This is a genomic window from Streptomyces sp. MMG1121 (genome assembly GCF_001280015.1).
Classification (GTDB): Bacteria; Actinomycetota; Actinomycetes; order Streptomycetales; family Streptomycetaceae; genus Streptomyces.
This window is the reverse complement of record NZ_LGDV01000074.1, coordinates 119,265-143,519: the sequence shown is the minus strand read 5'-3', so window position 1 is coordinate 143,519 and position 24,255 is coordinate 119,265. Positions and strand designations below refer to the sequence as shown.

Genomic DNA, 24,255 nt, shown 5'->3' with positions numbered 1-24,255 from the left:
GTCTCGGTCTCGGTGGGGGCGGTGAGGGGGAGCCGGGCGGTCAGCGCGGTGCCCCGGCCCGGGGATGACTCGATGGTCAGGGTGCCGCCGAGGGCGTGGAGGCGGGCGTGCATGGCGGTCAGGCCGAAGCCGCCCGTCTCTGGGTCGGGCGCGGGCAGCCGGGCGGGGTCGAAGCCGACGCCGTCGTCGACGACCGTGAGGGTGGCCTCGTCGCCGAAGTGCCCGAGTGTCACCTCCGCCGACCGGGCCCGGGCGTGGTGCACGGTGTTGGCCAGCGCGGACTGGGCGACGCGCAACAGCGCCACCTCGTGCGCGGTCGGCAGGGGAACCGGGTCGCCGCTGAGGCGGAAGCGGGCGGTGAGCCGGTGCCGGGCGCCGGTGGTGGCGCACAGCCGCTCCAGCGCGTCCGCCAGGGTGCCGCCCTCCAGGGCGGGCGGGGCGAGGGCGGCGACGAAGCGGCGGGCCTCGGCGAGGTTGTCGACCGCTGCCTGGCGGGCCTGGCCGACGTAGCGGGCCGCGTTGTCCGGGGCGGCGGGCAGGGTCCGTTCGGCGGCGCGCAGCAGCAACTGGATGCTGGACAGCCCCTGGGCGAGCGTGTCGTGGATCTCACGGGCCAGCCGCTCGCGTTCCGCCAGCACCCCCGCCGTGTGCTGGGCCTCGGCCAGGTCCGCGCGGGTGGCGGTGAGCTCCTCGATCAGCTGTCGGCGCCGTTCGCTCTCCCGGTACAGCGCCTGGTATCCCCACACCACCGCGACCGCGACGGCGGCCCCGAGCGCCGGGCCGATCGCCATGGCCGCGCTGAACGAGCCCTGATGGACGGCGAACGCGACGACCGCCGCGAGCGTGGTCGCGGCCACGGCGGCCAGTCCGGCGCGGCGCGGCAGCAGATGCAGTTGGAGGAAGTACAGCGGGAAGGCGACCCACACCCCGTCGGCGGACAGCCCCAGCAGCACCAGCCACACCACGCCGACAGCGGCCAGCCACCAGGCCGCGGCCCGCCGGTCGCCGCGGATCCGGGGCAGCAGCGGGCCCGCCGCGTACACCAGCCCGCACACCGCCGCCACGGCGACGGTCGCTCCGGCATACGGCAGGCGGCCGGTCACGGCCCGGCCGCCGGTCAGCGCGAGCAGCCCGACGACCAGCAGATGCAGGCACCACGACAGCGCCCGGGTGGTCGGGATCGGAGCGGGAGCGGTGGTGTTCACAGTCCTCCCAGCGTAAAGAAACGATCCGCGGTCGGGCCTCTGTCGAAAGGTGCAATCCGTGCGCCGCCGTTCGGCCCGCGAAGTGCCCCCCGCCGCCGGATGCCCGAGCGGGGCCCGAGGGGCGACGGTGGAGACACACCGCGTCCACCACCGAGAGAGCAGCCGCAGCCGTGTTCGTCGCCTGGAGAGACCTGAGGTTCGCCAAGGGCCGGTTCGCCCTCGTGGGAGCCGTCATCACCCTGATCACCCTGTTGGTCGGGCTGCTGTCCGGACTGACCGCCGGTCTGGGCCGGCAGAACATCTCCGCGATCACCGGCCTGCCCGCCGACAGGATCGCCTTCGCCGCCCCCGCCGCAGGCCAGAGCCTGTCGTACGCCGACTCCACCGTCACCGCCCGGCAGTGGGACCGGTGGGCCGAGGTGCCCGGCGTCACCCGCGCCGAACCGCTCGGGATCACCACCACCAAGGCCACCGCGGGTGCCAGGAGCACCGCGGTCTCCGCCTTCGGCGTCGGGCCCGGCTCCCGGCTGGCCCCCGACGGGGGCAAGGTGCGCGGGGACACGGCGGTGCTGTCCCGTACCGCAGCCGATGACCTCGGCGTCGGGCCGGGCGGCTCCTTCACGCTGGCCGGCCGGACACTGACGGTGGCCGCCGTTCAGGGAGACGCGTCCTTCAGCCACACCCCCGTGATCTGGACCAGCCTCGCGCTCTGGCAGCAGGTGGCGCCCCCCACCAGGGCCGCTGGTCCGACGGCGACCGTGATCGCCCTGGACCTGACCACCGGCGCCGACGTCACCGCCGCCGACCGGGCCCTCGGCACCAGGACGGTCTCCAAGGGCGACTCGCTGTCCGCGATCGGCTCGTACAGCTCCGAGAACGGCTCCCTTCAGCTGATGCGCGGCTTCCTGTTCGCCATCTCCGCCCTCGTCGTCGGCGCCTTCTTCACCGTCTGGACCATCCAGCGCGGCGGCGACATCGCCGTCCTCAAGGCGCTCGGCGCCTCCACCGCGCATCTGCTCAGGGACGCCCTCGGCCAGGCCGCCGTCCTGCTCGTCACCGGCACCCTCCTCGGCACCGGCATCGCCGCCGCCCTCGGCGCCACCGTCGTGGGAGCAGCGGTGCCGTTCCTCCTCACCCCCGCCACCGTCCTCGTCCCGGCCGCCGTGATGATCCTGCTCGGCACGCTCGGGGCCGCCCTGTCCGTCCGCCGCATCACCTCCGTGGACCCGCTGACCGCCCTGGGGAGCGCCCGATGAGCCTGCACCTGTCCGACGTCACCCTCACCTACCCCGACGGCGACGGCCGGCTGACCGCCCTCGACCAGGTCACCCTGGAGGTGCCCCGGTCCACGGTGACCGCCGTGGTCGGCCCCTCCGGCTCCGGCAAGTCCAGCCTCCTCGCCGTCGCCGCCACCCTCGTCACGCCCGACACCGGCACGGTCACCGTCGACGGCGTCACCACGACCGGCATGAGCCGCGGGGAACTGACCGAGCTGCGCCGCCACACGATCGGCATCGTCTTCCAACAGCCCCATCTGCTGCCCTCCCTCACCGCGGCCGAGCAGCTCCTGCTCATGGCGTCGATCGACGGTCGACGGCCGGCCGGGGCCCGCGGCCGGGCCCTGGAGCTGCTCGACGCGGTGGGCCTCGCCGACCGGGCCGGGCGCCGCCCCCACCAGCTCTCCGGCGGCCAGCGCCAGCGGGTCGGCATCGCCCGGGCCCTGATGAACGACCCCACCCTCCTGCTGGTCGACGAACCCACCAGCGCCCTCGACCACGAACGCGGCGCCGCCGTCGTCGACCTGCTCACCCGGCTGACCCGGGAGCGGGCCACCGCCACCGTCCTGGTCACACACGACCGCGCCCAGCTGACCGCCGTCGACCACATCGCCGAGGTCCGCGACGGACGCCTGCGTGTCCTGCCTTCCGGCGGCGGCACGGGCGTGGGCTACCCGTCCGAGCGGGTGATTGCCGAGAACATGAGGGGATGACCCCGCTCCACCGCGCCGTGCTGACCGGTCTCGCCCTCCTCGCCTCGTTCACCGCCCGGCTGCCCGCCCAGGCGGCACCGGACCACGCGGGCCCGGACCAGGCGGGCCGCGCGGGCCCGGCCCGCACGAGCCCCGGTCGCACCGTGCACGGCTGCGTGTCCTCGGTGCCGTACGTCTCGGGGCGGGGCGGCTATCACACGTACCGGATCCCCGCCGTCGTACGGACCCGGCACGGCACGGTGCTGGCGTTCGCCGAAGGGCGGCGCGACAGCGCCGGCGACACCGGTGACATCGACGTCGTGCTGCGCCGCTCCACCGACGGCGGCTGCACCTGGGGCCCGCTGACCGTCGTGGCCGCCGGGCACGGCGACACCCGGGGCAACCCGGCACCGGTCGTGGACCCGCGTACCGGTGCCGTCGTCCTGGTGACCTGCGGCAACAGCGGGGCGGTGACGGAGGGGCAGATCATGCGCGGGGAGGTGTCGGCCGGCCGGGGCCGTCGGGTGTACGTGCAGCGCAGCTGGGACGACGGCCGCCGCTTCAGCCCTGCGGTGGACATCACGGCGCAGGTGAAACGGCGCGGCTGGCGCTGGTACGCAACCGGTCCCGGCCACGCGGTGGCCCTCACCCGGGGCCCGCACGCCGGCCGCCTCCTGGTGCCCGCCAACCACTCCGCCGCCCCGCGCCCCGGCTCCTCCGACACCGGCCGGGAGTTCCGGTACTACGCCGGTCACGCGCTCTACAGCGACGACTCCGGCTGCACCTGGCACCTGGGCTTCGTGGAGGACACCCCCGACGGCAGGGCCAACGTCAACGAGACGACGGCGGCCCAGCTCCCGGACGGACGGCTCTACTTCAACGCCCGCGACCAGTTCGGCGCCGCCTGGAGCCACCGCCTCGACGCCTACTCCTCCGACGGCGGCACCACCCTCGACCACTCCTACACCGTCCAGCCCACCTTGCGCGACGTCCCCGTGGTCCAGGGCAGCGTCCTCCAACTCCGCGCGCCGCAGGGCTGGTTGCTGTTCTCGGCGCCCTCCGTGCCGACCGCCCGCCGGACCCTGGCGATCTGGTACAGCACGGACGCCGGCCGCACCTTCACCCGCCTGCTCACTCTCGCGAACCGCCCGGCCGCCTACTCCGACCTCGTCCAGCTCGGCCCCGACACGGCCGGCGTCCTGTACGAGACGGGCGCCGCCCGCAGCTACGACACCCTGGAGTTCCGCAGACTGAGCCTCGACTAGAGAGAGCCCGCTAGAGCAGTCCCGCCGCCGCCAGGAACTTGCCGACCCGCTCCGTCTCCTCGCCGGACAGCGGCATCTGCGGCTCGGCCGTCACCGGGCAGTCGATGATCCCGCGCAGATGCAGCGCCGCCTTGAACGCGCCCAGCGCCGAGGAACTCCCGCCCATCCGCGCCGGGTCACCGACCCGGACCATCCCGAACAGCGCGCACAGCCGCTCCTGTTCGGTCCGCGCACCCTCCCAGTCGCCCGCCCGGCACAGCCGGTACAGCCGGACGTACCCGTGCGGGTCGACATTGCCCAGCCCCGGTACGCACCCGTCGGCGCCCAGGGCCAGCGCCGCGTCCACGATCAGCTCGGAGCCGGTCAGCACACTGAACGCGGGATGCGCGCGGGCCCCGGTGACGACCTCACGGAACGCCCCCAGGTCCCCGCTGGAGTCCTTGAGCCCCGCCAGCACCCCGTCGGCGGCCAGCCCCAGCACCAGATCGGCGGGAAGCCTGGTGTGCACGGCCACGGGGATGTCGTAGGCGATGACCGGCACCGGGCTCACGGCGGCGATCCGGCGGTAGTGGCGGACGATCTCGGCGTGGTGGGTGCGGGCGTAGAAGGGGGCGGTGACGACGACGGCCTGCGCACCGGCCGCCGCCATGGCGCCGACATGGTCCAGGACGCGCGGGGTGGTCATGTCGATCGCGCCGGCCAGGACGGGCAGCCGGCCGCCCACATGTCCGACGACCGCCTCGACGACCTGCCGTCGCTGCCGGTCCGTCAGGAAGGCGGCCTCGGAGGTCGAGCCGAGCAGGAACAGCCCGTGCACCCCGCCGTCCACCAGATGGTCGACCAGCCTGAGCAGCGAGGGGACGTCCACCTCGCGGTCCGGTGTCAAGGGAGTGCAGACGGGCGGGACGACACCGGTCAGCGGGGCGGGGAACGTCATTCAGGGCTCCTGAAGCAGGCTCTGTCGGGCCAGGTCGCGGGTCGGCCGGTCCTCCTCCACAGGATGGTGACAGCGGTAGCGGTGTCCGGGCCGTGACGCGGCCGAGAAGTCCGGCATCGTGTCCGCGCACACCCCGTCCGCCTTCCAGCAGCGGGTGCGGAAGGGGCAGCCGCTCGGCGGCCGGGTCGCGGACGGCACCGGCCCGGACAGCGGGATCGGGTCGATGGGGTCCAGCAGCCCGGGCGAGGCCGAGAACAGCGCGCGGGTGTACGGGTGCCGGGCGGCGTCGGTGACCCGGTCGGCCGGGGTCTCCTCCACGATCCGGCCCAGGTACATGGTGATCACCCGGTCGCTCATCCGCCGGACCGTCTGGATGTCGTGCGAGACGAACACCAGGGCGAGGCCGAGACGTTCCTTCAGGTCCAGCAGGAGGTTGAGGATCTGCGCGCGGACCGACACGTCCAGGGCGCTGGTCGGCTCGTCGGCGACGACCAGGGCCGGGTCCAGGGCGAGCGCGCGGGCGATGGCGACCCGCTGCCGCTGTCCGCCGGAGAGCTGTCCGGGCAGGGCGTCGGCGAGCGCCCGGGGCAGACCCACCAGACTCATCAGCTCCCGTACCCGGTCCGCCCGTTCGGCCCGGGCGCCGCGCTCGTGGATGTCCAGCGGGTCGCGCAGGATGCGGCGTACGGGCAGCCGCCGGTTCAGCGCGGTCGACGGGTCCTGGAAGATCATGCCGACGCCCGCGCCGACCGTGGCCCGGCGCTCCCCGGCCGGCATCGCCCACAGCTCCCGGCCCCGGAACGCCACCGTCCCCGACGTCGGCCGCTGGACGCCCACCAGCACCTTCGCCAGCGTCGACTTCCCGCACCCCGACTCGCCGACCACACCGACCGTCTCGCCGGCCGCCACGGTCAGATCGGCGCCGGTCAGGGCGTACACCCGGTCGCGGCTGAACAGACCGCCGCTGCGGGCCTTGTGGACGACATGGGCGTCCCTCACGTCGATGACGGCGTTCACTGCACGGCCTCCTCGACGGGCTCCACGGGTACGGCCGGGTGGTGGCAGGCGGCCGCGTGGGCCGCCGTGCCGGTGAGGACGGGGGCGCGCTCGTGGCACACCCCGGTCGCCAGCGGGCAACGGTCGGCGAAGCGGCAGCCCGCCGGGAAGTCGGCAGGAGCGGGTACGACCCCCTTGATCTGCGTCATCCGCACATCGGCCGACTCCAGCGAGAGCACGCTGCCGAGCAGCCCGCGCGTGTAGTGGTGGGCCGGCGCGGCCACCAGATCGGCGGTCACCCCGGTCTCCACGATCTGTCCGCCGTACATCACCACCACCCGGTCGGTGACGTCGGCGACCAGCGCCAGATCGTGCGAGACCAGGATCAGCGCGAAGCCCAGCTCCGCGCGCAGCCGCAGCAGCAGCTCCATCACCTGGGCCTGCACGGTGACGTCGAGGGCGGTCGTCGGCTCGTCGGCGACGATCAGCTCGGGGTCGCGGGAGAGGGCCATGGCGATCAGCACGCGCTGGCGCTGACCGCCGGACAGCTCGTGCGGATAGCTGCGCAGGGTGCGCTCGGGGTCCAGCCCGACCAGCTCCAGCAGCTCGGCCGGAGCGCGCCGGCCACCGCGCCGTACCAACTGCTTGAGCTGGGCGCGGATGGTCATGGCGGGGTTCAGCGAGGACAGCGCGTCCTGGTAGACCATCGCCATCTCGTGCCCGAGCAGCCGCCGCCGTACCCGCATCGGCTCGGTGAGCAGGTTCCGCTGCCGGAAGCGCACCTGGCCCCCGACCCGGGCCTCCTCGGGCTGGAGCCCCATGATCGTGAGCGCGGTCAGCGACTTCCCGCACCCCGACTCGCCGACCAGGCCCAGCACTTCACCGGGGTACACCTCGAAGCCGACGCCGGCCACGATGTCCACGCCCCGGTGCCGGTCCGGGAAGCCGATGGCGAGGTTCTCGACGGCGAGTACCGGCTGTCCGTTCCGGCCGGGCAGCGGCCGGGCCCGGGAGCGCAGCCGCCGGGCGGCCTGCGCCAGACCGGGCAGCGGCAGCACCTCACCACCGCCGGGCTCCGGTGCCTCCAGCCGGTCCTCGGGCGCCCGCACCTCCCTGGGCGCCGGGGCGGCCCACGCGTCGGACACGCCCTCGGAGAGGATGTTCAGCGACAGCACGGTGAGCAGGATCAGCAGCCCGGGGAAGACGGTCGCCCACCAGCCACCCGTCAGCACCATGTTCTTGCCGTCGGCGATGACGCTGCCCCAGGACGGGTCCGGGGGCCGTACACCCGCGCCGACGAAGGACAGCGACGCCTCGAACACGATGGCCTCGGCGACCTGGACCGTGCAGAACACCAGCACCGGAGCGGCACAGTTGACGGCCACGTGCCGCAGCACGATGTGCGGTGTACGGGCGCCGATCACCCGCTCGGCGGTGACGTAGTCCTCCCCGTACTGATCGAGCACATTGGCCCGCACCACCCGCGCCACGGGCGGTGTGAAAAGGAAGGCGATCGCGCAGATCAGCACCCCGATCCCGCCGCCGAACACGGCGACCAGCACGGCCGCGAGCGCGATCCCGGGGAACGCCATGACCACGTCCAGTGCGCGCATCAGCGTCTCGTCGACGCCCTTGCGGGAGGTGGCGGCGACCGCCCCGATGACGGCGCCCACGACCAGCGCGAGCGCGGTCGCCCCCAGCCCGATCGCGAGCGACCACCGGGCCCCGTACATCAGCCGGCTCAGGATGTCCCGGCCGAGGCTGTCCTGCCCGAGCCAGTGCGCGGCCGACGGATGCCCGCTGCCGCCGACCGGGTCCTGCTGGTCGAGCGGATCGTCCGGGGCGAGCAGGGGAGCGAGTACGGCGGTGAGGATGACCAGGGCCAGGAAGCAGACGGCGAGCTTCGACAGCGGCGGCAGCCGGCGCCAGCCGCGCGGCCGGACTCCGCCGGGCCGCAAGAGCCGCTCGGCAAGACGCGCGCGCGTGACCATCAGGCCGCCCTCAGACGTGGGTTGACCAGCAGATACAGGATGTCGATGACGAGGTTGACGACGACGAACCCGGTGGCCGTGGTGAGGACGACCCCCTGGACGACGGCCGGATCGCCGTTCTGCACGGCGTCGATCATCAGCTTGCCCATGCCGGGCAGCGAGAAGATCGTCTCGATGACGACGGCACCGCCGAGCAGATAGCCGACCCGCAGTCCGAGCACGGTCAGCGGATTGACGAGCGCGTTGCGCAGGACGTTGCGCCCGACGACGACCAGGGGCGGCAGCCCGCTCCCGATCGCCGTGCGCACGTAGTCCTTGTCCAGTTCCTCCACGACCGAGGTCCGTACGATCCGGGTGAGCTGGGCCGCCACCGGCAGGGAGAGCGCGAACGCGGGCAGTGCCATGGTCTTCAGCCACCCGCTGAGGGAGTCGGCGGGGTTGATGTACCCGCCGGTCGGGAACCAGCCCCGGTCCACCGCGAGGTACTGGATCATCAGCAGCGCCAGCCAGAACCCGGGCGCGGCGACCCCGACCAGCGAGAGGACCCGGATGACCTGGTCGGGCGGCCGGTCGCGGTGGACGGCGGCAGTGACCCCGCCCGCCAGCGCCAGCACCACCGCGATACCGAGGCCGAGGAAGGTCAGCTGGAGAGTGAGCGGCAGCGCGGTGGTGACCTGGTCGACGACCGGCGCCCGGGTCAGGGCGCTGGTACCGAGGTCGCCGTGCAGGAGATCGCCGACGAAGTGGACGTAGCGCACGGGCAGCGGATCGAGCAGACCGTTCTGTTCGCGGAAGTCGTGCAGCTGCTTCGGGGTCGGATTGGCCCCCTGGAAGAACGCGGACGCCGGATCCACGTCCGAGAACCGCATCACCAGGAACACGAACAGCACGATCCCGAGCAGCAGCGGGACGAGCAGGGCGATACGGCGCAGCAGAATCCGTACGACGGCTGTCATCCCGTCAGACCCACTTGGCCTGGAGCACGTTGATTCCCGGATACGGCTGGGCCCTTATCCCGGTGAGCTTGCGCGGGTCCCAGGCGGTCATCAGTTCGTTGTGGACCACGGGATACAGCACGGCCTGCTCGGCGACGACATCGATGTAGTCCTGGACGATGGCTTTCTTCTTCGCGGTGTCCGGCTCGCGGGTCGCCCGGTCCATGTCGGCGAAAAGCTTCTTGGCGACGGGGTTGTCGGTCCACCGTGTGTAGCCCATCCACAGATTCTGGGGACCGTAGTTGTAATGCATGATCAGATCGGCGTCGAGCCCGAACTGATTGGGATTCGAGGCGGCGGCGACGACCTGGTAGTCCTGCTTCTGGTCCATCTTGGTGAACACGGCCGTGGTCTCCTGCGGCGCCAGCGTCGTCCCGACGCCGACCGCGTCCCACGAGGACTTGATGGTCGGCAGACAGTCGACGATCCAACTGACGTTGACCGCAAGGATGTTGACCTTCAGTCCGCTGACCCCTGCGGCCTTCAGCAGAGCCCTGGCCCTGTCCGGATCGTAGTCGTACACGGTCTTGGCCCGCCGGTAGGCCGGATTCCCTTCGTTCAGGAACGAGGACGCGGCCCTCCCGTGCCCCTTGAGGGCGACCTGCACCATTTTCTCGGTGTCGATGGCGTAGTGCAGCGCCTGCCGGACCCGTACGTCGTCGAAGGGCTTGTGCTGGGTGTTGAACATGAGGAACAGGTTGTTCATCCCGGCTCCGCCCGCGACCTTCAGCCCGCCCTGCTCCAGCCGGGAGATGTTGGCGTACGGGATGTTGTCGGCGATCTGCGCACCGGCGCCGGACCCGGAGATCTTGGCGACGCGCGGCGCGGCATCGACGATGGTCAGCCAGTTCATCCGCTTGAAGGTGGGCCTGCGCGGCCCGTTGTAGCCGGCGAACGCCTCGAACGTCGTATTCGACTTCGGATGGTGCGCGGTCTGCCGGTACGGCCCCGATCCCACGGCCAGCCCCGTGATCGCCTCGTCCCAGGCACCGGGCCGGGAGAACACGTGCTTGGGCATGATCTTGGCGAGGGTGAGCCGCGAAAGCCCGTCGGGGAAGGGGAACTTGAGGACGAGTTCGACGGTGGAGGCGTCGACCTTCCGCGCTCCCTCCAGCCAGCTCTCGAAGAACCCCTTCGCGAGGGTCGGCGTCTTGGGGTCCAGTATCCGGTCGAAGACGAAGACGACGTCGTCGGCGGTGACGGGCTCGCCGTCGTGGAAGGTGGCACCGGGGCGCAGCCCGAACCGCCAGGTCGTGGCGCCGGGGTCCGTCGGCACCTCGGTGCCGAGCGCCGGATACGGCAACCGGGTGATCGGATCGGTGTCCAGCAGTCCCTCGTAGATGTGGTTGTTGGCGGCCATCGCGAACGCCGACGCCGTCTGCGTCGGATCCCAGCTGCCGTCGTTGCCGTACCCGATCACGGCGGTCAGTGTGCGGTCCTTGCCGCTGCCACCGCCACCGGTGTCGTTCGTGGACTGCGGCCCGCCGCACGCGGTCAGTGCCGGGGGCAGGACGGCGGCCAGACCGAGCGCGCCGGCTCCCTTCAGGAAGGACCGGCGGTGCGGGGCCGGAAGGTCGCGGGTCACGTCGTCGCGCACGGATCCTCCAGCGGGGTCGGGGAGGTGGGAGAGGAGGTACGACGTCCTACGTCCGGTTCGGTAGCGTGACCATAAGAGCGGGTCCGGGGCCGGTCAAGGCAGCGCGCGCGAATGGCCGGAGGCCGCACCAACGGCGATGCCCCTTCGTCCGGCCGCCGACGCCGAAGGTCCGCCGCAGCGGGCTGCGGCGGACCTCCAGGCTGGCGGGTGTGCGTCGGTCAGCCGCCGAGGATGGCGTTCTCGACGCGGGCGGCGGCGTTGGCGTGGCCGCGGGCGTTGGGGTGGACGAGTGCCCAGACGGCCGGGTTCCCGGGGGTGGGGAGACGTTCCAGGATGCCCTCCACCCACTTCTCCTGGCCGAGCGCGCACACGCTGTGGCCCTTGCTGGAGGAGTAGATGTCGACGTAATGATCGCCGTGCGCGGCGGTGACCTGCTGGATGACGGCGTTGAGCGGTTCGAGGGCCGATGCGCGCAGCCAGTTCAGGTCCGCGTGGCGGATGGTGGAGAACTGCAGGGGATTGCCGTAGAGGCAGTTGGAGACGTTGTCCGGGATGACGGTCGGGTAGCCGACGGTGACGACCTTCGCGGAGGGGGCCTTCGCGTGGATCGCTGTCAGCATCCGGTCGTACTCGGCGCGGACGTGCTCAAGACGCGCTGCCAGGCTGTTCCCGTAGTGGTCCTTGCACGGGCTGGAGCCGACGCCTCCCTCGGGGCCCAGCTCGATGCATTTGCCGAGGATCTCGCCGAAGCCGAGGCTGTTGCCGCCGACGCCCACGGTGACCAGGCCGGTGCCGGGGGACACGGCGTCGATCTGCGGGGGGACCGGGGGGAAGGGGTAGTCGGGGTCGTGGTTGTCGACGAGCCCCGGGATGTGCAGCTCGTAGCCGATGGGGTGCTGCTCTTCGCGGTCGACGTTGGCGATGGTCGCGTTGCCGCAGCTGACGTTGTGCAGACGGACCAGTGAGCCCAGGTCCCGCTTGATGACCTCGGGGTAGGACTCGGTGGTGCGCTGGCAGCCGTCGCGGGGCTCCTCGAAGGTGTGGCCCGCCGCGGGGATGGCGCCGGCGGTGTAGGAGTCGCCGAGCGCGACCCACCGCAGGGACTGTGCCGCCGAGGCCGGTGTGGACGATGTGCCGGCGCCGAGCAGGCAGAGAGCCGCGGCGGCTGCCGCTCCTGCCAGCTTCTTGCGGAATCGGGGCATGCTGAACCTCCGTCGGGACACGGTGCGAGACGTGACAGGACAGCGGCCCCGGCGCCGGGAAGACCGCGACCGGCCCGGAGGATCAACTCCCCCGGGTAGTCGTATGGATACTAAGAGTGTCGATCATGGCGTCGGTAGTGGATCCGGATAGATCGTCTTTTCACACTCGTGGGCGAACTCGGCGACGATCACTTCGGGATCGGCGAGCACACCGGTCACCGGGAGGTCCTCAGCGTCGCCCCGCCGCGACCTGACCGACGAACGCCGTCCAGGAGTCCGGGCCGATGAGAAGCACGGCACCGTCCGGGACCTTGCTGTCCCGGACGGGGACGACGCCGGGGACTCCGTCGGCGACCTCGACGCAGTTGCCGCCGTTGCCGTCGCTGTAGCTGCTCTTGTGCCAGCGCGCGCTGCTCAGGTCGTACTCGTGCATCGTCTGAAGTCCTCCGCCGCCGACTCGATCAGGGCCAGGGACGCCTCCGGCGACAGCGCGGCGGCCCTGAGCAGATCGTATGCCTCGTGCGCGGGCTTCACCACAGCCGGATCGTCCAGCAGATTCCCCGAATACACGGCTTCTGTATAGACAGTTGGCGGCGCGTCCTCGAACTCCATCAGGCGCAGGTCCCCGGTCATTACCGGGTACGCCCCAGCCGTATACGGCAGCACCTGCAGCAGCACCGTTCGCTCTCGTGCGAGTGCCGCGAGGCGGTCCAGTTGCTCGGTCGTGACGGCCGGTCCGCCGACCGGGATTCGTAGCACGTTCTCGTGCAGGATCACCCAATACACGGGCCGTGTAGCGTCCTTGAGGATGCCCTGCCGTTCCAGTCGGCCCGACACCTTGTCCTCGATGTACTCGTCCGACGCGAACGGGTTCATCGCGAGCGTGACCGCCCGCGCGTACCCCGCTGTCTGCAACAGGCCTGGCACCAGTGCGGGCGCGAACTCGCAGATCTTCGTGGCCAGTCGCTCCAGCTCGGCCGCCTGGGCGAAGTACTCCGCATACCGCCGGTCATCAATCAACTTCCGGCACAGCCGCTCGAAAAAGCCATCGGTTTGTAGGATCTCGTCGATCCGCTGGGCCACATCTAACTGCGGCTTGCGAATCGCCTGCTCGAACTGCCCGATGTACCCACCGGAGACGAATACGCGCGTCCCCAGGTCCGCCTGGGTGATCCCCGCGTTCTCTCTCCGCCGCTTCAGCTCCGCTCCGAAGAACTCCCACGCCGCCTGCCGCGAACCGTTGGCCATGGCCAACCCCCTTGGTCTGCCTTGGTTTTGTAGGGCGCAGATTGCTGCCGAGTTTACTGGCGGAGGGCCACCATGGAGGCGCTCAGCGTGAAATCCGGAGAAGAAAGGGAAGCGGCGTGGAAGAGGCGGAAGAGGCGATGCGGGAATTGCGGTCGGCCCTCGAAAAAATCGGGATCGTTCTTCCTTCCCTCGGGCTGGACCCCGTGAGTCTCGCGCGGGAGACACCCCGGCCGCTGGTCGAATTGGGCCGGTGTTCCGTGGAGACCGCGCGCCGGCTCGCGGCGGCGCTGGGGGTGGGTGCGGCGTGAGGCCTCCCGTCGGCAGCCATGCCGTCGACACCCGTTCCGGGCGGCTCGGGATCGTCATGGGGCACGAGGGGCCCTACGTCCAGCTGCGACCGTACGGCGGTGGCCAGGAGTGGGACGCCGTGCCCGGAGCCGTGCGGTGCGCCACTCCCGCCGAGCGGCTGAGCGCGGCGACCGCCTACGCCAACGCCCGTAGTCGCGGTGAGGTGCTCTAGTCGCTCACGAGCCGCTCCCGCCATGCGCGAGAATGAGGGCATGAGTCTGTTCCGCGACGACGGCATCGTGCTGCGCACCCAGAAGCTGGGTGAGGCGGACCGGATCATCACGCTGCTCACGCGCGGTCACGGCCGGGTACGGGCCGTGGCGCGCGGGGTGCGGCGGACCAAGTCGAAGTTCGGCGCCCGCCTCGAACCCTTCTCCCACGTCGACGTGCAGTTCTTCGCGCGCGGCAGTGAGCTGATCGGGCGCGGGCTGCCGCTGTGCACACAGAGTGAGACCATCGCGCCGTACGGTGGCGGCATCGTGGCCGACTACGCCCGCTACACCGCCGGCACGGCCATGCTGGAGACCGCCGAGCGGTTCACCGATCACGAGGGCGAGCCCGCCGTACAGCAGTATCTGCTGCTCGTCGGCGCCCTGCGGACGCTCGCGCGCGGGGAGCACGCCCCCCACCTCGTCCTCGACGCCTTCCTGCTGCGGTCCCTCGCCGTCAATGGCTACGCCCCGAGCTTCGACGCCTGCGCGAAGTGCGGCATGCCCGGTCCGAACCGGTTCTTCTCCGTGGCCTCGGGCGGGTCCGTGTGCGTGGACTGCCGGGTGCCCGGCAGTGTCGTGCCCTCGCCGCAGACCCTGGTCTTGCTCGGAGCTCTGCTTACGGGAGACTGGGGAACGGCCGACGCGTGCGAGGCACGGTACGTCCGGGAGGGCAGCGGGCTGGTGTCCGCCTACCTGCACTGGCATCTGGAGCGCGGGCTGCGGTCGCTGCGGTACGTGGAAAAAACCTAGAGCGGTAGAGGGAGACGAGAAGCACATGGTTGTACGCGGGATCCTGGGGCGCCAGCGCCGTGAGTACAGGGCGCCGGAGCCGCACCCGTCCGGTGCCCGCGCGCCGAAGCTCCCCGGCGAGCTGGTCCCGAACCACGTGGCCATCGTCATGGACGGCAACGGGCGGTGGGCGAAGGAGCGCGGGTTGCCCCGCACGGAGGGGCACAAGGTCGGCGCCGAGCGGGTGCTGGACGTCCTCCAGGGCTCCATCGAGGTCGGCGTCCGCAACATCTCCCTCTACGCCTTCTCGACCGAGAACTGGAAGCGCTCGCCCGACGAGGTCCGCTTCCTGATGAACTTCAACCGCGACTTCATCCGCAAGACCCGTGACCAGCTCGACGACCTCGGCATCCGGGTGCGCTGGGTGGGCCGGATGCCCCGGCTGTGGAAGTCGGTCGCCAAGGAGTTGCAGGTCGCCCAGGAGCAGACCAAGGACAACGACCTGCTCACGCTGTACTTCTGCATGAACTACGGCGGCCGTGCCGAACTCGCCGACGCCGCCAAGGCGATGGCCGAGGACGTGAAGGCGGGGCGGCTCGACCCCGCCAAGGTCAGCGAGAAGACCATCCAGAAGTACCTGTACTACCCGGACATGCCGGACGTGGATCTCTTCCTGCGTCCCTCCGGTGAGCAGCGCACCTCCAACTACCTGCTCTGGCAGAGCGCGTACGCCGAGATGGTCTTCCAGCACGTGCTGTGGCCGGACTTCGACCGGCGCGACCTGTGGCGGGCCTGCATCGAGTTCGCCTCCCGCGACCGGCGCTTCGGCGGTGCCGTGCCGAACGAGGACCTGCTCGCGATGGAGGCCGCCCTGAAGGGCGATACGGCCACCTCGTAGCCATCGGCGGTCCGCGCGGGTCGCCGAGGACGCGGGACTCCGCCGGGCGGCACGCGGCCGGCGACGCCGGGGGAGCCGTACACCCGCGCCGACAACCCCTGGCGGGGCGCGGCGGCGGCTCCCCTCGGCGCGGACATCCAGTGGGACATGCACGAGCCGCCCTCGCACGGCGTGCCTCACGGTGCCGCCCGAGCGAGGACCGTCCGGGGACCCTCAGTGGCCCTGCGTCGCGCACTCCGCGCAGGTGCCGAAGATCTCCACCGTGTGGGCCACGTTGACGTAGCCGTGCTCGGCGGCGATCGCCTCGGCCCACTTCTCCACCGCGGGCCCCTCCACCTCGACCGCCTTGCCGCAGACGCGGCAGACGAGGTGGTGGTGGTGCTCACCCGTCGAGCAGCGGCGGTAGACGGACTCGCCGTCGGAGGTGCGCAGGACGTCGACCTCGCCGGCGTCGGCGAGGGACTGCAGGGTGCGGTACACCGTGGTCAGGCCGACCGAGTCGCCCTTGTGCTTGAGCATGTCGTGCAGTTCCTGCGCGCTGCGGAACTCGTCGACCTCGTCGAGGGCCGCCGCCACGGCAGCGCGCTGCCGGGTGGAGCGGCCCTTCACGGGCGGTCCAGCGGTCGTCACCGGTTGCCTCCTCACGTCTCGCCTGTGCCCGGGCCATTGTGCCAGCCCGGACTGTCGGCGGTCAGACGCCGACCTCGTCACCGGCTCCTCTCGTGGCCGGAATCGAGCACTCCGCCGGGTCCCCCGAGGGCCCGGCCAGGCCTGCCGCGCGGGCGCGTCGCCGGGCCAGCGGCGTGGCCAGGGCGGTCAGCGCGATGAACGCGGCGATGGTCAGCAGGACGATCGTCGCACCGGGCGGGACGTCCTGGTAGTACGAGGTGATCGTGCCGCTGACGGTCACGGCCACCCCGAGGGCGACGGCGATCACGAACGTGGCGACGAAGCTGCGGGTGAGCTGCTGGGCCGCCGCCACCGGCACGACCATCAGCGCCGACACCAGCAGCAGGCCGACGACGCGCATCGCGACCGTCACGGTCACCGCCGCCGTCACCGCCGTGAGCAGGTTCAGCGCGCGCACCGGCAGGCCCGTGACCCGGGCGAACTCCTCGTCCTGGCTGACCGCGAACAGCTGGCGGCGCAGGCCGAGGGTGACCAGCAGGACGAAGGCGGCGAGCACGCAGATCGCGGTCACGTCCGACTGCGAGACCGTCGACAGGGAGCCGAACAGGTACGACGTCAGGTTGGCGTTGGAGCCGCCGGGCGCGAGGTTGATCAGCATCACGCCGCCGGCCATACCGCCGTAGAAGAGCATGGCGAGGGCGATGTCGCCGCGCGTCCTGCCGTACCAGCGGATCAGTTCCATCAGGACCGCGCCGAGCACGGAGACGGCGGTCGCCATCCACACGGGGGAGGTCGAGAGCAGGAAGCCCAGGCCGACGCCCGTCATCGCCACGTGCCCGATGCCGTCGCCCATCAGGGCCTGGCGGCGCTGGACCAGGTAGATGCCGACGGCGGGGGCGGTGATGCCGACGAGGACGGCGGCGAGCAGGGCCCGCTGCATGAAGGCGTAGTTCAGGAAGTCCATCAGCTCAGCAGTCCCGTGCGGATCGGTTCGGTGCCCGCGGGTGCGTGCGGGTGTACGTGGTCGTGGCCGGGGAGAGCATGCTGGCCCACGGCCCGCGGGGGCGGGCCGTCGTGCAGGACGCAGCCGTCGCGCAGGACGACCGCCCGGTCGATCAGGGGCTCCAGGGGACCCAGTTCGTGCAGGACGAGGAGGACCGTCGTACCGGCCTCGACCTGCTGTTTCAGCGTCCGCGCGAGGATCTCCTGGCTGGCCAGGTCGACGCCCGCCATCGGCTCGTCCATGATCAGCAGTTCGGGTTCGGCGACCAGCGCGCGGGCGATCAGCACACGCTGGTGCTGGCCGCCGGAGAGGGCGTTCACCGAGTCCTTGGCGCGGTCGGCCATGCCGACCAGCTCCAGGGCCCGGTGCACGGCCTCCCGGTCGGCCTTGCGGAAGACGCCGAAGCGGGTGCGGGAGAGCCGGCCGGAGGAGACGATCTCGGTCACCGTCGCCGGGACCCCGCCGGCGGCCGTCGTGCGCTGCGGTACGTAGCCCACGCGCGCCCAGTCGCCGAAGGAGCGGCGCGGGGTGCCGAACAACTCGATCGTGCCGCCGCTCGCCGGTACCTGGCCGATGACCGTGCGGATCGCGGTGGACTTGCCGGAGCCGTTCGCGCCGAGCAGCGCGACGACCTCGCCGCGGCCGACGGTGAGGTCGATGCCGCGCAGCACGGGACGCGCGCCGAGTTCGGCGGTGACCCCGCGCAGGGCTATGACGGGCTCGCTGGTCATCTGGTCTCCCCTGCCGGTCACTTGGCGCCCAGCGCCTGCTGGAGGGCCTTGAGGTTGGCTTCCTGGACGGAGAAGTAGTCCTTGCCGCGGGACTTGGCGGTGATGCCCTCGATCGGGTCCAGGACGTCGGTCTTCAGGCGCGCGTCGCCCGCGATGGTCTTGGCGGTCTTGTCGCTGACGAGCGTCTCGTAGAAGACGGTGCTCACGCCGTCGGCCTTGGCCATCTTCTCCAGGTCCCTGACCCGCGCGGCGCTGGGCTCGGAGTCGGGGTCGAGGCCGTTGATGGCCTCCTCGGTCAGGCCGTAGCGCTCGGCGAGGTAGCCGAAGGCGGCGTGGGTGGTGATGAAGACCTTGGTCCTGGTGTCCGCCAGCCCGGTCCTGAACCGCGTGTTCAGGTCGTCGAGCTGCTTGACCAGGGCCGCGGTGTTCTTCTTGTAGTCGCCCGCGTGCTTCGGGTCGGCCTTCTCGAAGGCCTTGCCGACTCCCTCGGCGACCTGGGCGTAGCGCACCGGGTCGAGCCAGATGTGCGGGTCCTGGGCGCCGGACTCCTCGCCGGTGTGGGTGTCGTGCGCGGCCGCGTGGCCGCCGACCTCGTTGCCGTGCTTCTCCAGCGTGGTCAGGGAGGCCGCGTCGATCTTCGTCCTGACCGGGGACTGGGTCACCGCGTCGTCGACGGAGGGCTGGAGGTTCTTCAGGTACAGGACCGCGTCGGAGTCCTGGAGCATCGCGATCTGCTTGGGGCTGATCTCCAGGTCGTGCGGTTCCTGGCCGGGGGAGGTCAGACTGGTGACGTGGACGTGGTCCCCGCCGATCCGCTCGGCGAGGAAGGCCATGGGATAGAAGGACGCGACGACATCGAACTTCCCGGTGTTCGCCGCCTCCGCCGTGTCGCCGGAGCAGGCCGAGAGCGTGCCGATCCCGAGGGCGGTGACCGCGGTGACCGCGGCGGCGGGTATGAGGCGTCGTCGTACGTTCATGACAGTCATTTTCAACAAATATGGAAACCGTTGTCAACAACGCTGATCAGGGGCCGGGGGAGGGGCCTGGAGGGGGGCCGATTTGGCCGTGGGGGAGCCTGCGCCGGTAACCTGAATCATTCGCTGGAAGCATCTCGCTTCAACGCCCGTCGTCGTAATGAAGAGAGCACCGTGGCCGCCGACAAGATCGACACCATCGTCAGCCTGAGCAAGCGCCGTGGCTTCGTTTTCCCGTGCAGTGAGATCTACGGTGGACAGCGTGCCGCCTGGGACTACGGACCGCTGGGTGTCGAGCTCAAGGAGAACATCAAGCGTCAGTGGTGGCGCTACATGGTGACCTCGCGCGAGGACGTGGTCGGTATCGACTCGTCCGTCATCCTCGCCTCGGAGGTCTGGGTCGCATCCGGTCACGTCGCCACCTTCACGGACCCGCTGACCGAGTGCACCGCCTGCCACAAGCGGTTCCGCGCCGACCACCTGGAAGAGGCGTACGAGGAGAAGAAGGGCCACGCCCCGGCGAACGGCCTCGCCGACATCAACTGCCCGAACTGCGGCAACAAGGGCCAGTTCACCGAGCCCAAGCAGTTCTCGGGTCTGCTGTCGACGCACCTCGGCCCGACGCAGGACAGCGGCTCGGTCGCGTATCTGCGCCCGGAGACCGCCCAGGGCATCTTCACCAACTTCGCCCAGGTGCAGACCACCTCGCGCCGCAAGCCGCCGTTCGGCATCGCGCAGATGGGCAAGTCCTTCCGCAACGAGATCACGCCCGGCAACTTCATCTTCCGCACCCGCGAGTTCGAGCAGATGGAGATGGAGTTCTTCGTCAAGCCGGGCGAGGACGAGAAGTGGCAGGAGTACTGGATGGAGCAGCGCTGGAACTGGTACACCGGCCTCGGCCTGCGCACTGAGAACATGCGGTGGTACGAGCACCCGAAGGAGAAGCTCTCCCACTACTCCAAGCGCACCGCCGACATCGAGTACCGCTTCCAGTTCGGCGGCAGCGAGTGGGGCGAGCTGGAGGGTGTCGCCAACCGCACCGACTACGACCTCGGCGCCCACTCCAAGGCCTCCGGCCAGGACCTGGCCTACTACGACCAGGAGGCCCAGGAGCGCTGGACGCCGTACGTCATCGAGCCGGCGGCGGGTGTCGGCCGCACCATGCTGGCCTTCCTGCTCGACGCCTACGTCGAGGACGAGGCGCCGAACGCCAAGGGCAAGATGGAGAAGCGGACCGTGCTGCGGCTCGACCACCGCCTCGCCCCGGTGAAGGTCGCGGTGCTCCCGCTGTCCCGCAACCCCGAGCTGTCGCCCAAGGCCAAGGGTCTCGCCCAGGCGCTGCGGCAGAACTGGAACATCGAGTTCGACGACGCCGGCGCCATCGGCCGCCGCTACCGCCGCCAGGACGAGATCGGTACGCCGTACTGCGTGACCGTCGACTTCGACACGCTCGAGGACAACGCGGTGACCGTGCGTGAGCGTGACTCCATGAAGCAGGAGCGCGTGTCTCTCGACCAGATCGAGGGGTACCTGGCCCAGCGCCTTCTGGGCGCCTAGTCACCCTGTCGTGAAGCCGGGCGGGCCGAGTGATCGGCCCGCCCGGCTTTCGCATGTCAACGCCCCTGCAGTGCCTTCACGTTGTCGCCGAACGTCCAGTTCTTCGAGCCGTCCCAGTTGATCGACCAGGTCATCAGGCCCTTGAGCGAGCTGCCGTAGTGCTGCCAGGCCTGGGAGACCAGGGACGGTGACATGTAGCCGCCGCCCGCGCCGGACTGGGCGGGCAGGCCCGGGACCTGTTTGTCGTAGGGGACCTTGATCGTCGTGCCCTGGACCACCAGGCCCTTGTTCAGGCAGTCCGTCTGGGCGGTGAAGCCCGCCACCGTGCCCGCCTCGTAGGAGTCGCCGGAGCAGCCGTACATGCTGCCGTTGTAGTACTGCATGTTCAGCCACCACAGCCGGCCGTTGTCCGCGTACTTCTTGATGATCGGCAGGTACGCGCCCCAGATCGAGCCGTAGGTGACGCTGCCGCCCGTGACGTACGCGGTCTCCGGGGCCATCGTCAGGCCGAAGCCCGACGGCATCTGGGCGAGGATGCCGTCGATGATGCGGATCAAGTTGGCCTGGGACGTGGACAGTTGGTTGATGTTGCCGCTGTTCGTCAGGCCGGTCTCGATGTCGATGTCGATGCCGTCGAAGTTGTACTGCTTCAGGATCGGGACGATCGTCGAGACGAACTTGTCCGCCACGGCGGTCGAGTTGAGGTCGATGCCCGCTGCCGCACCGCCGATGGAGAGCAGGATCGTCTGGCCGGACGCCTTCGCCGCGCACATCTCGGCGGGCGTCGCCACCTTCACGCCCGTGTCCATGCCGTCCTCCCACAGGGCTGTCCCGTCGGAGCGGATGACCGGGAAGGCCGCGTTGACGACGTTGTAACCGTGCGCGGGGATGCGGGAGTCGGTGATCGGGGTCCAGCCGAAGGGCGGATGGACGCCGTTGGCGGAGCCGTCCCAGTTCTCCCAGTAGCCCTGGAGCACCTTTCCGGCCGGGCGGGACTTGACCGCGCAGGTGTCGGCGGCGGAGGCGGTGGGGGCGGTGGCGATCCCCAGGGGGACGAGGGCGGCCGCAGTGAGCGCGGTGGCGAGCAGACGTCTGAGCATGCGAGGCCTCCCGGTGGGGGTGCGGTGAGGTGCCTGTCGTAGGCATGACAGTGCTCGTGGTCCAGACCTCTCGTCAATAGGTCTGGACCATGCAATCCCGAAGCCTGACGGAAATGGAATGACAGATATTGAAATCTGTCAGCTGTCATGGCAAGGTGAAGTCATGACGATGCGAACCCGAACCCTCGGAACCACCGGCCCTGCCGTCTCCGCCCTCGGCCTCGGCTGCATGGGCATGTCCGCGCTCTACGGCGAGGCCGACCGCGCGGAGTCCGTCGCGACGATCCATGCCGCCCTGGAGGCGGGTGTCACCCTGCTGGACACCGGCGACTTCTACGCCATGGGACACAACGAGATGCTGATCGGCGAGGCCCTGCGTACCGCCCCGGCCGCCCTCCGCGAAAAGGCCCTGACCAGCGTGAAGTTCGGCGCCCTGCGTGACCCGGAGGGCAACTGGAGCGGCTACGACGGCCGCCCGGCCGCGGTGAAGAACTTCGCCGCCTACTCCCTGCAGCGCCTGGGCGTCGACCACATCGACGTCTACCGGATCGCCCGCCTCGACCCGGACGTGCCGATCGAGGAGACCGTCGGCGCGATCGCCGAACTGATCGAGAAGGGGTACGTCCGGCACGTCGGCCTCAGCGAGGTCGGCGCCGAGACCATCCGCCGGGCCGCCGCCACCGCCCCGATCGCCGACCTCCAGATCGAGTACGCCCTGATCAGCCGGGGTATCGAGCGGGAGATCCTGCCGACCACCCGCGAGCTGGGCATCGGCGTCACGGCGTACGGCGTCCTCTCCCGCGGCCTGATCTCCGGCCACTTCACCCGGGACCGGCAGCTGGCCGCGACCGACTTCCGCGCCCACTCGCCCCGCTTCCAGGGCGAGAACCTCCAGCACAACCTGAACCTGGTCGACGCCCTGCGCAAGATCGCGGAGCAGAAGGGCGTGACCGTCGCGCAGATCGCCATCGCCTGGGTGCTCTCCCGCGGCGAGGACATCGTGCCGCTGGTCGGAGCCCGCACCCGCGAGCGGCTCGGCGAGTCGCTCGGCGCGCTGGACGTCACCCTGGACGCGGCCGACCTGGCCGCGATCGAGGAGGCCGTACCGGCGGACGCGGCGGCCGGCGACCGCTACCCGACCGCGCAGATGACACACCTCGACAGCGAGCGCTGATCCGGCGCCCGGGTACGGTCTATGTCATGACACCGCCCGCCGAGACCCTGACCGCCGAGCGCATCCTCGAGGCCACCGAGGAGGTGCTGCGCCGGCACGGCCCGGCCAAGGCCACCGTGGTGGACGTGGCCCGCGCGCTCGGCGTCAGCCACGGCAGTGTCTACCGGCACTTCCGCACCAAGGCGGCGCTGCGCGAGGCGGTCACCAAGCGCTGGCTGGACCGGACGGCACAGCGGCTCGCCGGGATCGTCGACTCCGGCGGGAGCCCCGAGGAGCGGCTGCGGGCATGGCTCGCGGCGCTGTTCGAGGCCAAACGGCACAAGGCGGGCGACGACCCCGAGCTGTTCGCCACGTACACGGTGCTGACCGACGAGATGGAGGGCACGGTGGTCGGCGAGCACATCGCCGACCTGACCGGACAGCTGACCCGGATCATCACGGCAGGAGCCGGGTCGGGCACCTTCTCGGTGTCCGACCCGGCCGCCGCGGCCCGTGCCGTCTTCCAGGCCACCGGCCGTTTCCACGACCCCTGTTACGCCCGGGAGTGGATCCGCCCCGGCGTGGACGAGGAGTTCACGGCTGTCGTGGACCTGTTGGTGAGGGGGCTCAGCTCACCTTCACGGTGACGGTGGGGGAGTGGACCTTGCCGTTCATGGTCGCGCTCGAGACCCGTAGTTTCTCGGTGCCCTTGGTCTTGAGCTTGGCGAGGATCGCGTACGAGCTCCCCTTCTTGACCTTCCCCGTCGCCTTCAGGGGGATCCACTTGCCGTTCTTCTCCTGCTGGAGCACCAGCGGACTGTTGATCTTCAGACCCTTGGTGCGCCCGGTGAACTTCACCGTGTCGCCGGCCTTTACCGAGGTCTTGCCCGCCGTGAGGGTGATCGAGGCCATACCGGCCGAGGAGCTTGAAGTGGGGCTGGGACTGGAACTGCTGCCGGCGGCGTAGGCTCCGGCCGTTCCGCCGGAGAGCAGCGCCACGGAGAGGGCGCCGGCGCCGAGCGCGCGGCCGTAGCGATGGCGGAGTACCGAGGTCATGTGCGTCTCCTGTCGCTCGATGGACCTTTCCCAGGCTGAACCAGCCCTGGGAAAGCGGCCACTCGAGACAGGCCGCAGCGACCCGGTGAATCGGTAAGAACCGCAGGTCAAGGCGGGTGGAAATGCCCGGTCTTCTTATCTGGGATCGGCGGGGCGGCTACCGGTCGCGGCCGGGTCGACCGTCGCCTGGTGGGCCTCGGCCAGATGCTCCTCGGCCTTCAGCCACGGCAGGAACTGCGCGTTTCTGCGCCAGCCGCAGGTGCCGCATCTGATCAGGCGCTGCACTCCCGTGCGTTCGACCCGCACGACGTGCTCCCGGCCGTGCCCGTCCCAGCGGCTGACCTTGCTCGTGCTGTTGCCCCGCACCATCACGCCTCCCGCGCCCGACCCACCTCGACACACCCGACCGGAGGGAGTGTGCAGCAAGACGAACATCAACAGGGCGGGATTCACGGGCCG

The 24,255-nt window shown here is 70.9% G+C and carries 26 protein-coding genes; 10 read left to right on the top strand and 16 right to left on the bottom strand.

From position 1 onward, the window contains the following. Nucleotides 1–1,205: sensor histidine kinase (locus tag ADK64_RS08655; RefSeq protein WP_053656728.1), on the bottom strand; the 1,205-nt coding region annotated here is incomplete at its 3' end. Between the two features lie 170 nt (nt 1,206–1,375). Here ADK64_RS08655 and ADK64_RS08650 point away from each other — a divergent pair. The 3 genes from ADK64_RS08650 to ADK64_RS08640 are packed head-to-tail and all read left to right on the top strand — an operon-like array spanning nt 1,376 to nt 4,439. Next, nucleotides 1,376–2,461 carry an ABC transporter permease gene (locus tag ADK64_RS08650; protein ID WP_053656726.1) on the top strand — a complete coding sequence of 362 codons (1,086 nt, stop codon included), beginning with the start codon at nt 1,376–1,378 and terminating at the stop codon, nt 2,459–2,461. Further along, nucleotides 2,458–3,195: an ABC transporter ATP-binding protein gene (locus ADK64_RS08645; RefSeq protein WP_053656724.1), complete on the top strand. Its 738-nt coding sequence runs from the start codon at nt 2,458–2,460 to the stop codon at nt 3,193–3,195. Before ADK64_RS08650 ends, ADK64_RS08645 begins: the two co-directional genes overlap by 4 nt. Next, nucleotides 3,192–4,439, top strand: a complete 1,248-nt coding sequence (locus ADK64_RS08640; RefSeq protein ID WP_053656722.1) for a sialidase family protein — start codon at nt 3,192–3,194, stop codon at nt 4,437–4,439. The genes ADK64_RS08645 and ADK64_RS08640 overlap by 4 nt, the downstream gene beginning before the upstream one ends. Before the next feature lie 10 nt (nt 4,440–4,449). Here ADK64_RS08640 and ADK64_RS08635 read toward each other — a convergent pair whose 3' ends face one another. The 8 genes from ADK64_RS08635 to ADK64_RS08600 all read right to left on the bottom strand — a co-directional run bounded on the left by ADK64_RS08635 (nt 4,450) and on the right by ADK64_RS08600 (nt 13,405). After that, the gene (locus tag ADK64_RS08635) at nt 4,450–5,376 is read right to left on the bottom strand and encodes a dihydrodipicolinate synthase family protein (RefSeq protein ID WP_053656720.1); all 927 of its coding nucleotides are present in this window, start codon (nt 5,374–5,376) and stop codon (nt 4,450–4,452) included. Further along, nucleotides 5,377–6,393: an oligopeptide/dipeptide ABC transporter ATP-binding protein gene (locus ADK64_RS08630; protein ID WP_053656718.1), complete on the bottom strand. Its 1,017-nt coding sequence runs from the start codon at nt 6,391–6,393 to the stop codon at nt 5,377–5,379. It abuts the gene before it with no gap. Further along, entirely contained in the window at nt 6,390–8,363 is a 1,974-nt protein-coding gene (locus ADK64_RS08625; RefSeq protein ID WP_053656716.1) for a dipeptide/oligopeptide/nickel ABC transporter permease/ATP-binding protein, read from the bottom strand. The genes ADK64_RS08630 and ADK64_RS08625 overlap by 4 nt, the downstream gene beginning before the upstream one ends. Further along, nucleotides 8,363–9,319: an ABC transporter permease gene (locus tag ADK64_RS08620; RefSeq protein WP_053656714.1), complete on the bottom strand. Its 957-nt coding sequence runs from the start codon at nt 9,317–9,319 to the stop codon at nt 8,363–8,365. Before ADK64_RS08620 ends, ADK64_RS08625 begins: the two co-directional genes overlap by 1 nt. 4 nt (nt 9,320–9,323) lie before the next feature. After that, nucleotides 9,324–10,955 carry an ABC transporter substrate-binding protein gene (locus ADK64_RS08615; protein WP_053656712.1) on the bottom strand — a complete coding sequence of 544 codons (1,632 nt, stop codon included), beginning with the start codon at nt 10,953–10,955 and terminating at the stop codon, nt 9,324–9,326. Nucleotides 10,956–11,173: 218 nt separating this feature from the next. After that, on the bottom strand, nt 11,174–12,157 hold the full coding sequence (locus ADK64_RS08610) for an SGNH/GDSL hydrolase family protein (RefSeq protein ID WP_053656710.1): 984 nt from the start codon (nt 12,155–12,157) through the stop codon (nt 11,174–11,176). 229 nt (nt 12,158–12,386) lie between these two features. After that, nucleotides 12,387–12,590, bottom strand: coding sequence for a DUF397 domain-containing protein (locus ADK64_RS08605; protein WP_053656708.1), 204 nt, complete (start codon nt 12,588–12,590; stop codon nt 12,387–12,389). Further along, a complete protein-coding gene (locus tag ADK64_RS08600) occupies nt 12,572–13,405 on the bottom strand; it encodes a helix-turn-helix domain-containing protein (RefSeq protein ID WP_053656706.1) in 834 nt (277 codons plus the stop codon). Before ADK64_RS08600 ends, ADK64_RS08605 begins: the two co-directional genes overlap by 19 nt. Before the next feature lie 116 nt (nt 13,406–13,521). Here ADK64_RS08600 and ADK64_RS08595 point away from each other — a divergent pair, with 116 nt between their 5' ends. From ADK64_RS08595 to ADK64_RS08580, 4 genes are read left to right on the top strand one after another with little or no spacing between them, the layout of a single operon-like run. Then, nucleotides 13,522–13,713, top strand: coding sequence for a hypothetical protein (locus tag ADK64_RS08595; protein ID WP_053656704.1), 192 nt, complete (start codon nt 13,522–13,524; stop codon nt 13,711–13,713). After that, on the top strand, nt 13,710–13,925 hold the full coding sequence (locus ADK64_RS08590; RefSeq protein WP_053656703.1) for a hypothetical protein: 216 nt from the start codon (nt 13,710–13,712) through the stop codon (nt 13,923–13,925). Before ADK64_RS08595 ends, ADK64_RS08590 begins: the two co-directional genes overlap by 4 nt. A gap of 40 nt (nt 13,926–13,965) precedes the next feature. Continuing rightward, nucleotides 13,966–14,715, top strand: a complete 750-nt coding sequence (recO, locus tag ADK64_RS08585) for a DNA repair protein RecO (RefSeq protein ID WP_053656700.1) — start codon at nt 13,966–13,968, stop codon at nt 14,713–14,715. Between the two features lie 25 nt (nt 14,716–14,740). Beyond that, the gene (locus ADK64_RS08580; RefSeq protein WP_053656699.1) at nt 14,741–15,592 is read left to right on the top strand and encodes an isoprenyl transferase; all 852 of its coding nucleotides are present in this window, start codon (nt 14,741–14,743) and stop codon (nt 15,590–15,592) included. Nucleotides 15,593–15,805: 213 nt separating this feature from the next. Here ADK64_RS08580 and ADK64_RS08575 read toward each other — a convergent pair whose 3' ends face one another. The 4 genes from ADK64_RS08575 to ADK64_RS08560 form a co-directional block, all read right to left on the bottom strand. Next, nucleotides 15,806–16,222 carry a Fur family transcriptional regulator gene (locus tag ADK64_RS08575; RefSeq protein WP_053656697.1) on the bottom strand — a complete coding sequence of 139 codons (417 nt, stop codon included), beginning with the start codon at nt 16,220–16,222 and terminating at the stop codon, nt 15,806–15,808. Between the two features lie 61 nt (nt 16,223–16,283). Beyond that, on the bottom strand, nt 16,284–17,186 hold the full coding sequence (locus tag ADK64_RS08570) for a metal ABC transporter permease (RefSeq protein WP_053656695.1): 903 nt from the start codon (nt 17,184–17,186) through the stop codon (nt 16,284–16,286). After that, entirely contained in the window at nt 17,186–17,956 is a 771-nt protein-coding gene (locus ADK64_RS08565) for a metal ABC transporter ATP-binding protein (RefSeq protein WP_053656694.1), read from the bottom strand. Before ADK64_RS08565 ends, ADK64_RS08570 begins: the two co-directional genes overlap by 1 nt. A gap of 17 nt (nt 17,957–17,973) precedes the next feature. Next, on the bottom strand, nt 17,974–18,933 hold the full coding sequence (locus tag ADK64_RS08560) for a metal ABC transporter substrate-binding protein (RefSeq protein ID WP_053656692.1): 960 nt from the start codon (nt 18,931–18,933) through the stop codon (nt 17,974–17,976). 171 nt (nt 18,934–19,104) lie between these two features. On the opposite strand from ADK64_RS08560, the gene ADK64_RS08555 reads away from it, so the two are divergent. Next, entirely contained in the window at nt 19,105–20,487 is a 1,383-nt protein-coding gene (locus ADK64_RS08555) for a glycine--tRNA ligase (RefSeq protein ID WP_053656690.1), read from the top strand. A 56-nt stretch (nt 20,488–20,543) separates the two neighbouring features. On the opposite strand, the gene ADK64_RS08550 is transcribed toward ADK64_RS08555, so the two are convergent. Further along, nucleotides 20,544–21,587, bottom strand: coding sequence for a chitinase (locus ADK64_RS08550; RefSeq protein WP_053656688.1), 1,044 nt, complete (start codon nt 21,585–21,587; stop codon nt 20,544–20,546). Between the two features lie 163 nt (nt 21,588–21,750). Here ADK64_RS08550 and ADK64_RS08545 point away from each other — a divergent pair, with 163 nt between their 5' ends. Together ADK64_RS08545 and ADK64_RS08540 are read left to right on the top strand one after the other, a co-directional pair. Continuing rightward, nucleotides 21,751–22,761 (top strand): aldo/keto reductase, encoded by a 1,011-nt coding sequence (locus ADK64_RS08545; protein ID WP_053656686.1) that lies wholly within the window; start codon nt 21,751–21,753, stop codon nt 22,759–22,761. Nucleotides 22,762–22,787: 26 nt separating this feature from the next. After that, nucleotides 22,788–23,387, top strand: a complete 600-nt coding sequence (locus ADK64_RS08540; protein WP_053656684.1) for a TetR/AcrR family transcriptional regulator — start codon at nt 22,788–22,790, stop codon at nt 23,385–23,387. Here ADK64_RS08540 and ADK64_RS08535 read toward each other — a convergent pair. Further along, nucleotides 23,368–23,796, bottom strand: coding sequence for a hypothetical protein (locus ADK64_RS08535; protein ID WP_053656682.1), 429 nt, complete (start codon nt 23,794–23,796; stop codon nt 23,368–23,370). The genes ADK64_RS08540 and ADK64_RS08535 overlap by 20 nt on opposite strands. A gap of 135 nt (nt 23,797–23,931) precedes the next feature. Continuing rightward, nucleotides 23,932–24,165 carry a hypothetical protein gene (locus ADK64_RS08530; RefSeq protein WP_053656679.1) on the bottom strand — a complete coding sequence of 78 codons (234 nt, stop codon included), beginning with the start codon at nt 24,163–24,165 and terminating at the stop codon, nt 23,932–23,934. Nucleotides 24,166–24,255 lie beyond the last annotated feature (90 nt).

What these genes read in the sequence shown, in the direction of transcription:
- ADK64_RS08605 (WP_053656708.1), bottom strand. Translation starts at nt 12,590, where the DNA reads ATGCACGAGTACGACCTGAGCAGCGCGCGCTGGCACAAGAGCAGCTAC.
- ADK64_RS08640 (WP_053656722.1), top strand. Translation starts at nt 3,192, where the DNA reads ATGACCCCGCTCCACCGCGCCGTGCTGACCGGTCTCGCCCTCCTCGCC.
- ADK64_RS08535 (WP_053656682.1), bottom strand. Translation starts at nt 23,796, where the DNA reads ATGACCTCGGTACTCCGCCATCGCTACGGCCGCGCGCTCGGCGCCGGC.
- recO (WP_053656700.1), top strand. Translation starts at nt 13,966, where the DNA reads ATGAGTCTGTTCCGCGACGACGGCATCGTGCTGCGCACCCAGAAGCTG.
- ADK64_RS08540 (WP_053656684.1), top strand. Translation starts at nt 22,788, where the DNA reads ATGACACCGCCCGCCGAGACCCTGACCGCCGAGCGCATCCTCGAGGCC.
- ADK64_RS08570 (WP_053656695.1), bottom strand. Translation starts at nt 17,186, where the DNA reads ATGGACTTCCTGAACTACGCCTTCATGCAGCGGGCCCTGCTCGCCGCC.
- ADK64_RS08620 (WP_053656714.1), bottom strand. Translation starts at nt 9,319, where the DNA reads ATGACAGCCGTCGTACGGATTCTGCTGCGCCGTATCGCCCTGCTCGTC.
- ADK64_RS08550 (WP_053656688.1), bottom strand. Translation starts at nt 21,587, where the DNA reads ATGCTCAGACGTCTGCTCGCCACCGCGCTCACTGCGGCCGCCCTCGTC.
- ADK64_RS08645 (WP_053656724.1), top strand. Translation starts at nt 2,458, where the DNA reads ATGAGCCTGCACCTGTCCGACGTCACCCTCACCTACCCCGACGGCGAC.
- ADK64_RS08600 (WP_053656706.1), bottom strand. Translation starts at nt 13,405, where the DNA reads ATGGCCAACGGTTCGCGGCAGGCGGCGTGGGAGTTCTTCGGAGCGGAG.
- ADK64_RS08580 (WP_053656699.1), top strand. Translation starts at nt 14,741, where the DNA reads ATGGTTGTACGCGGGATCCTGGGGCGCCAGCGCCGTGAGTACAGGGCG.
- ADK64_RS08610 (WP_053656710.1), bottom strand. Translation starts at nt 12,157, where the DNA reads ATGCCCCGATTCCGCAAGAAGCTGGCAGGAGCGGCAGCCGCCGCGGCT.
- ADK64_RS08560 (WP_053656692.1), bottom strand. Translation starts at nt 18,933, where the DNA reads ATGAACGTACGACGACGCCTCATACCCGCCGCCGCGGTCACCGCGGTC.
- ADK64_RS08625 (WP_053656716.1), bottom strand. Translation starts at nt 8,363, where the DNA reads ATGGTCACGCGCGCGCGTCTTGCCGAGCGGCTCTTGCGGCCCGGCGGA.
- ADK64_RS08545 (WP_053656686.1), top strand. Translation starts at nt 21,751, where the DNA reads ATGACGATGCGAACCCGAACCCTCGGAACCACCGGCCCTGCCGTCTCC.
- ADK64_RS08530 (WP_053656679.1), bottom strand. Translation starts at nt 24,165, where the DNA reads ATGGTGCGGGGCAACAGCACGAGCAAGGTCAGCCGCTGGGACGGGCAC.
- ADK64_RS08565 (WP_053656694.1), bottom strand. Translation starts at nt 17,956, where the DNA reads ATGACCAGCGAGCCCGTCATAGCCCTGCGCGGGGTCACCGCCGAACTC.
- ADK64_RS08635 (WP_053656720.1), bottom strand. Translation starts at nt 5,376, where the DNA reads ATGACGTTCCCCGCCCCGCTGACCGGTGTCGTCCCGCCCGTCTGCACT.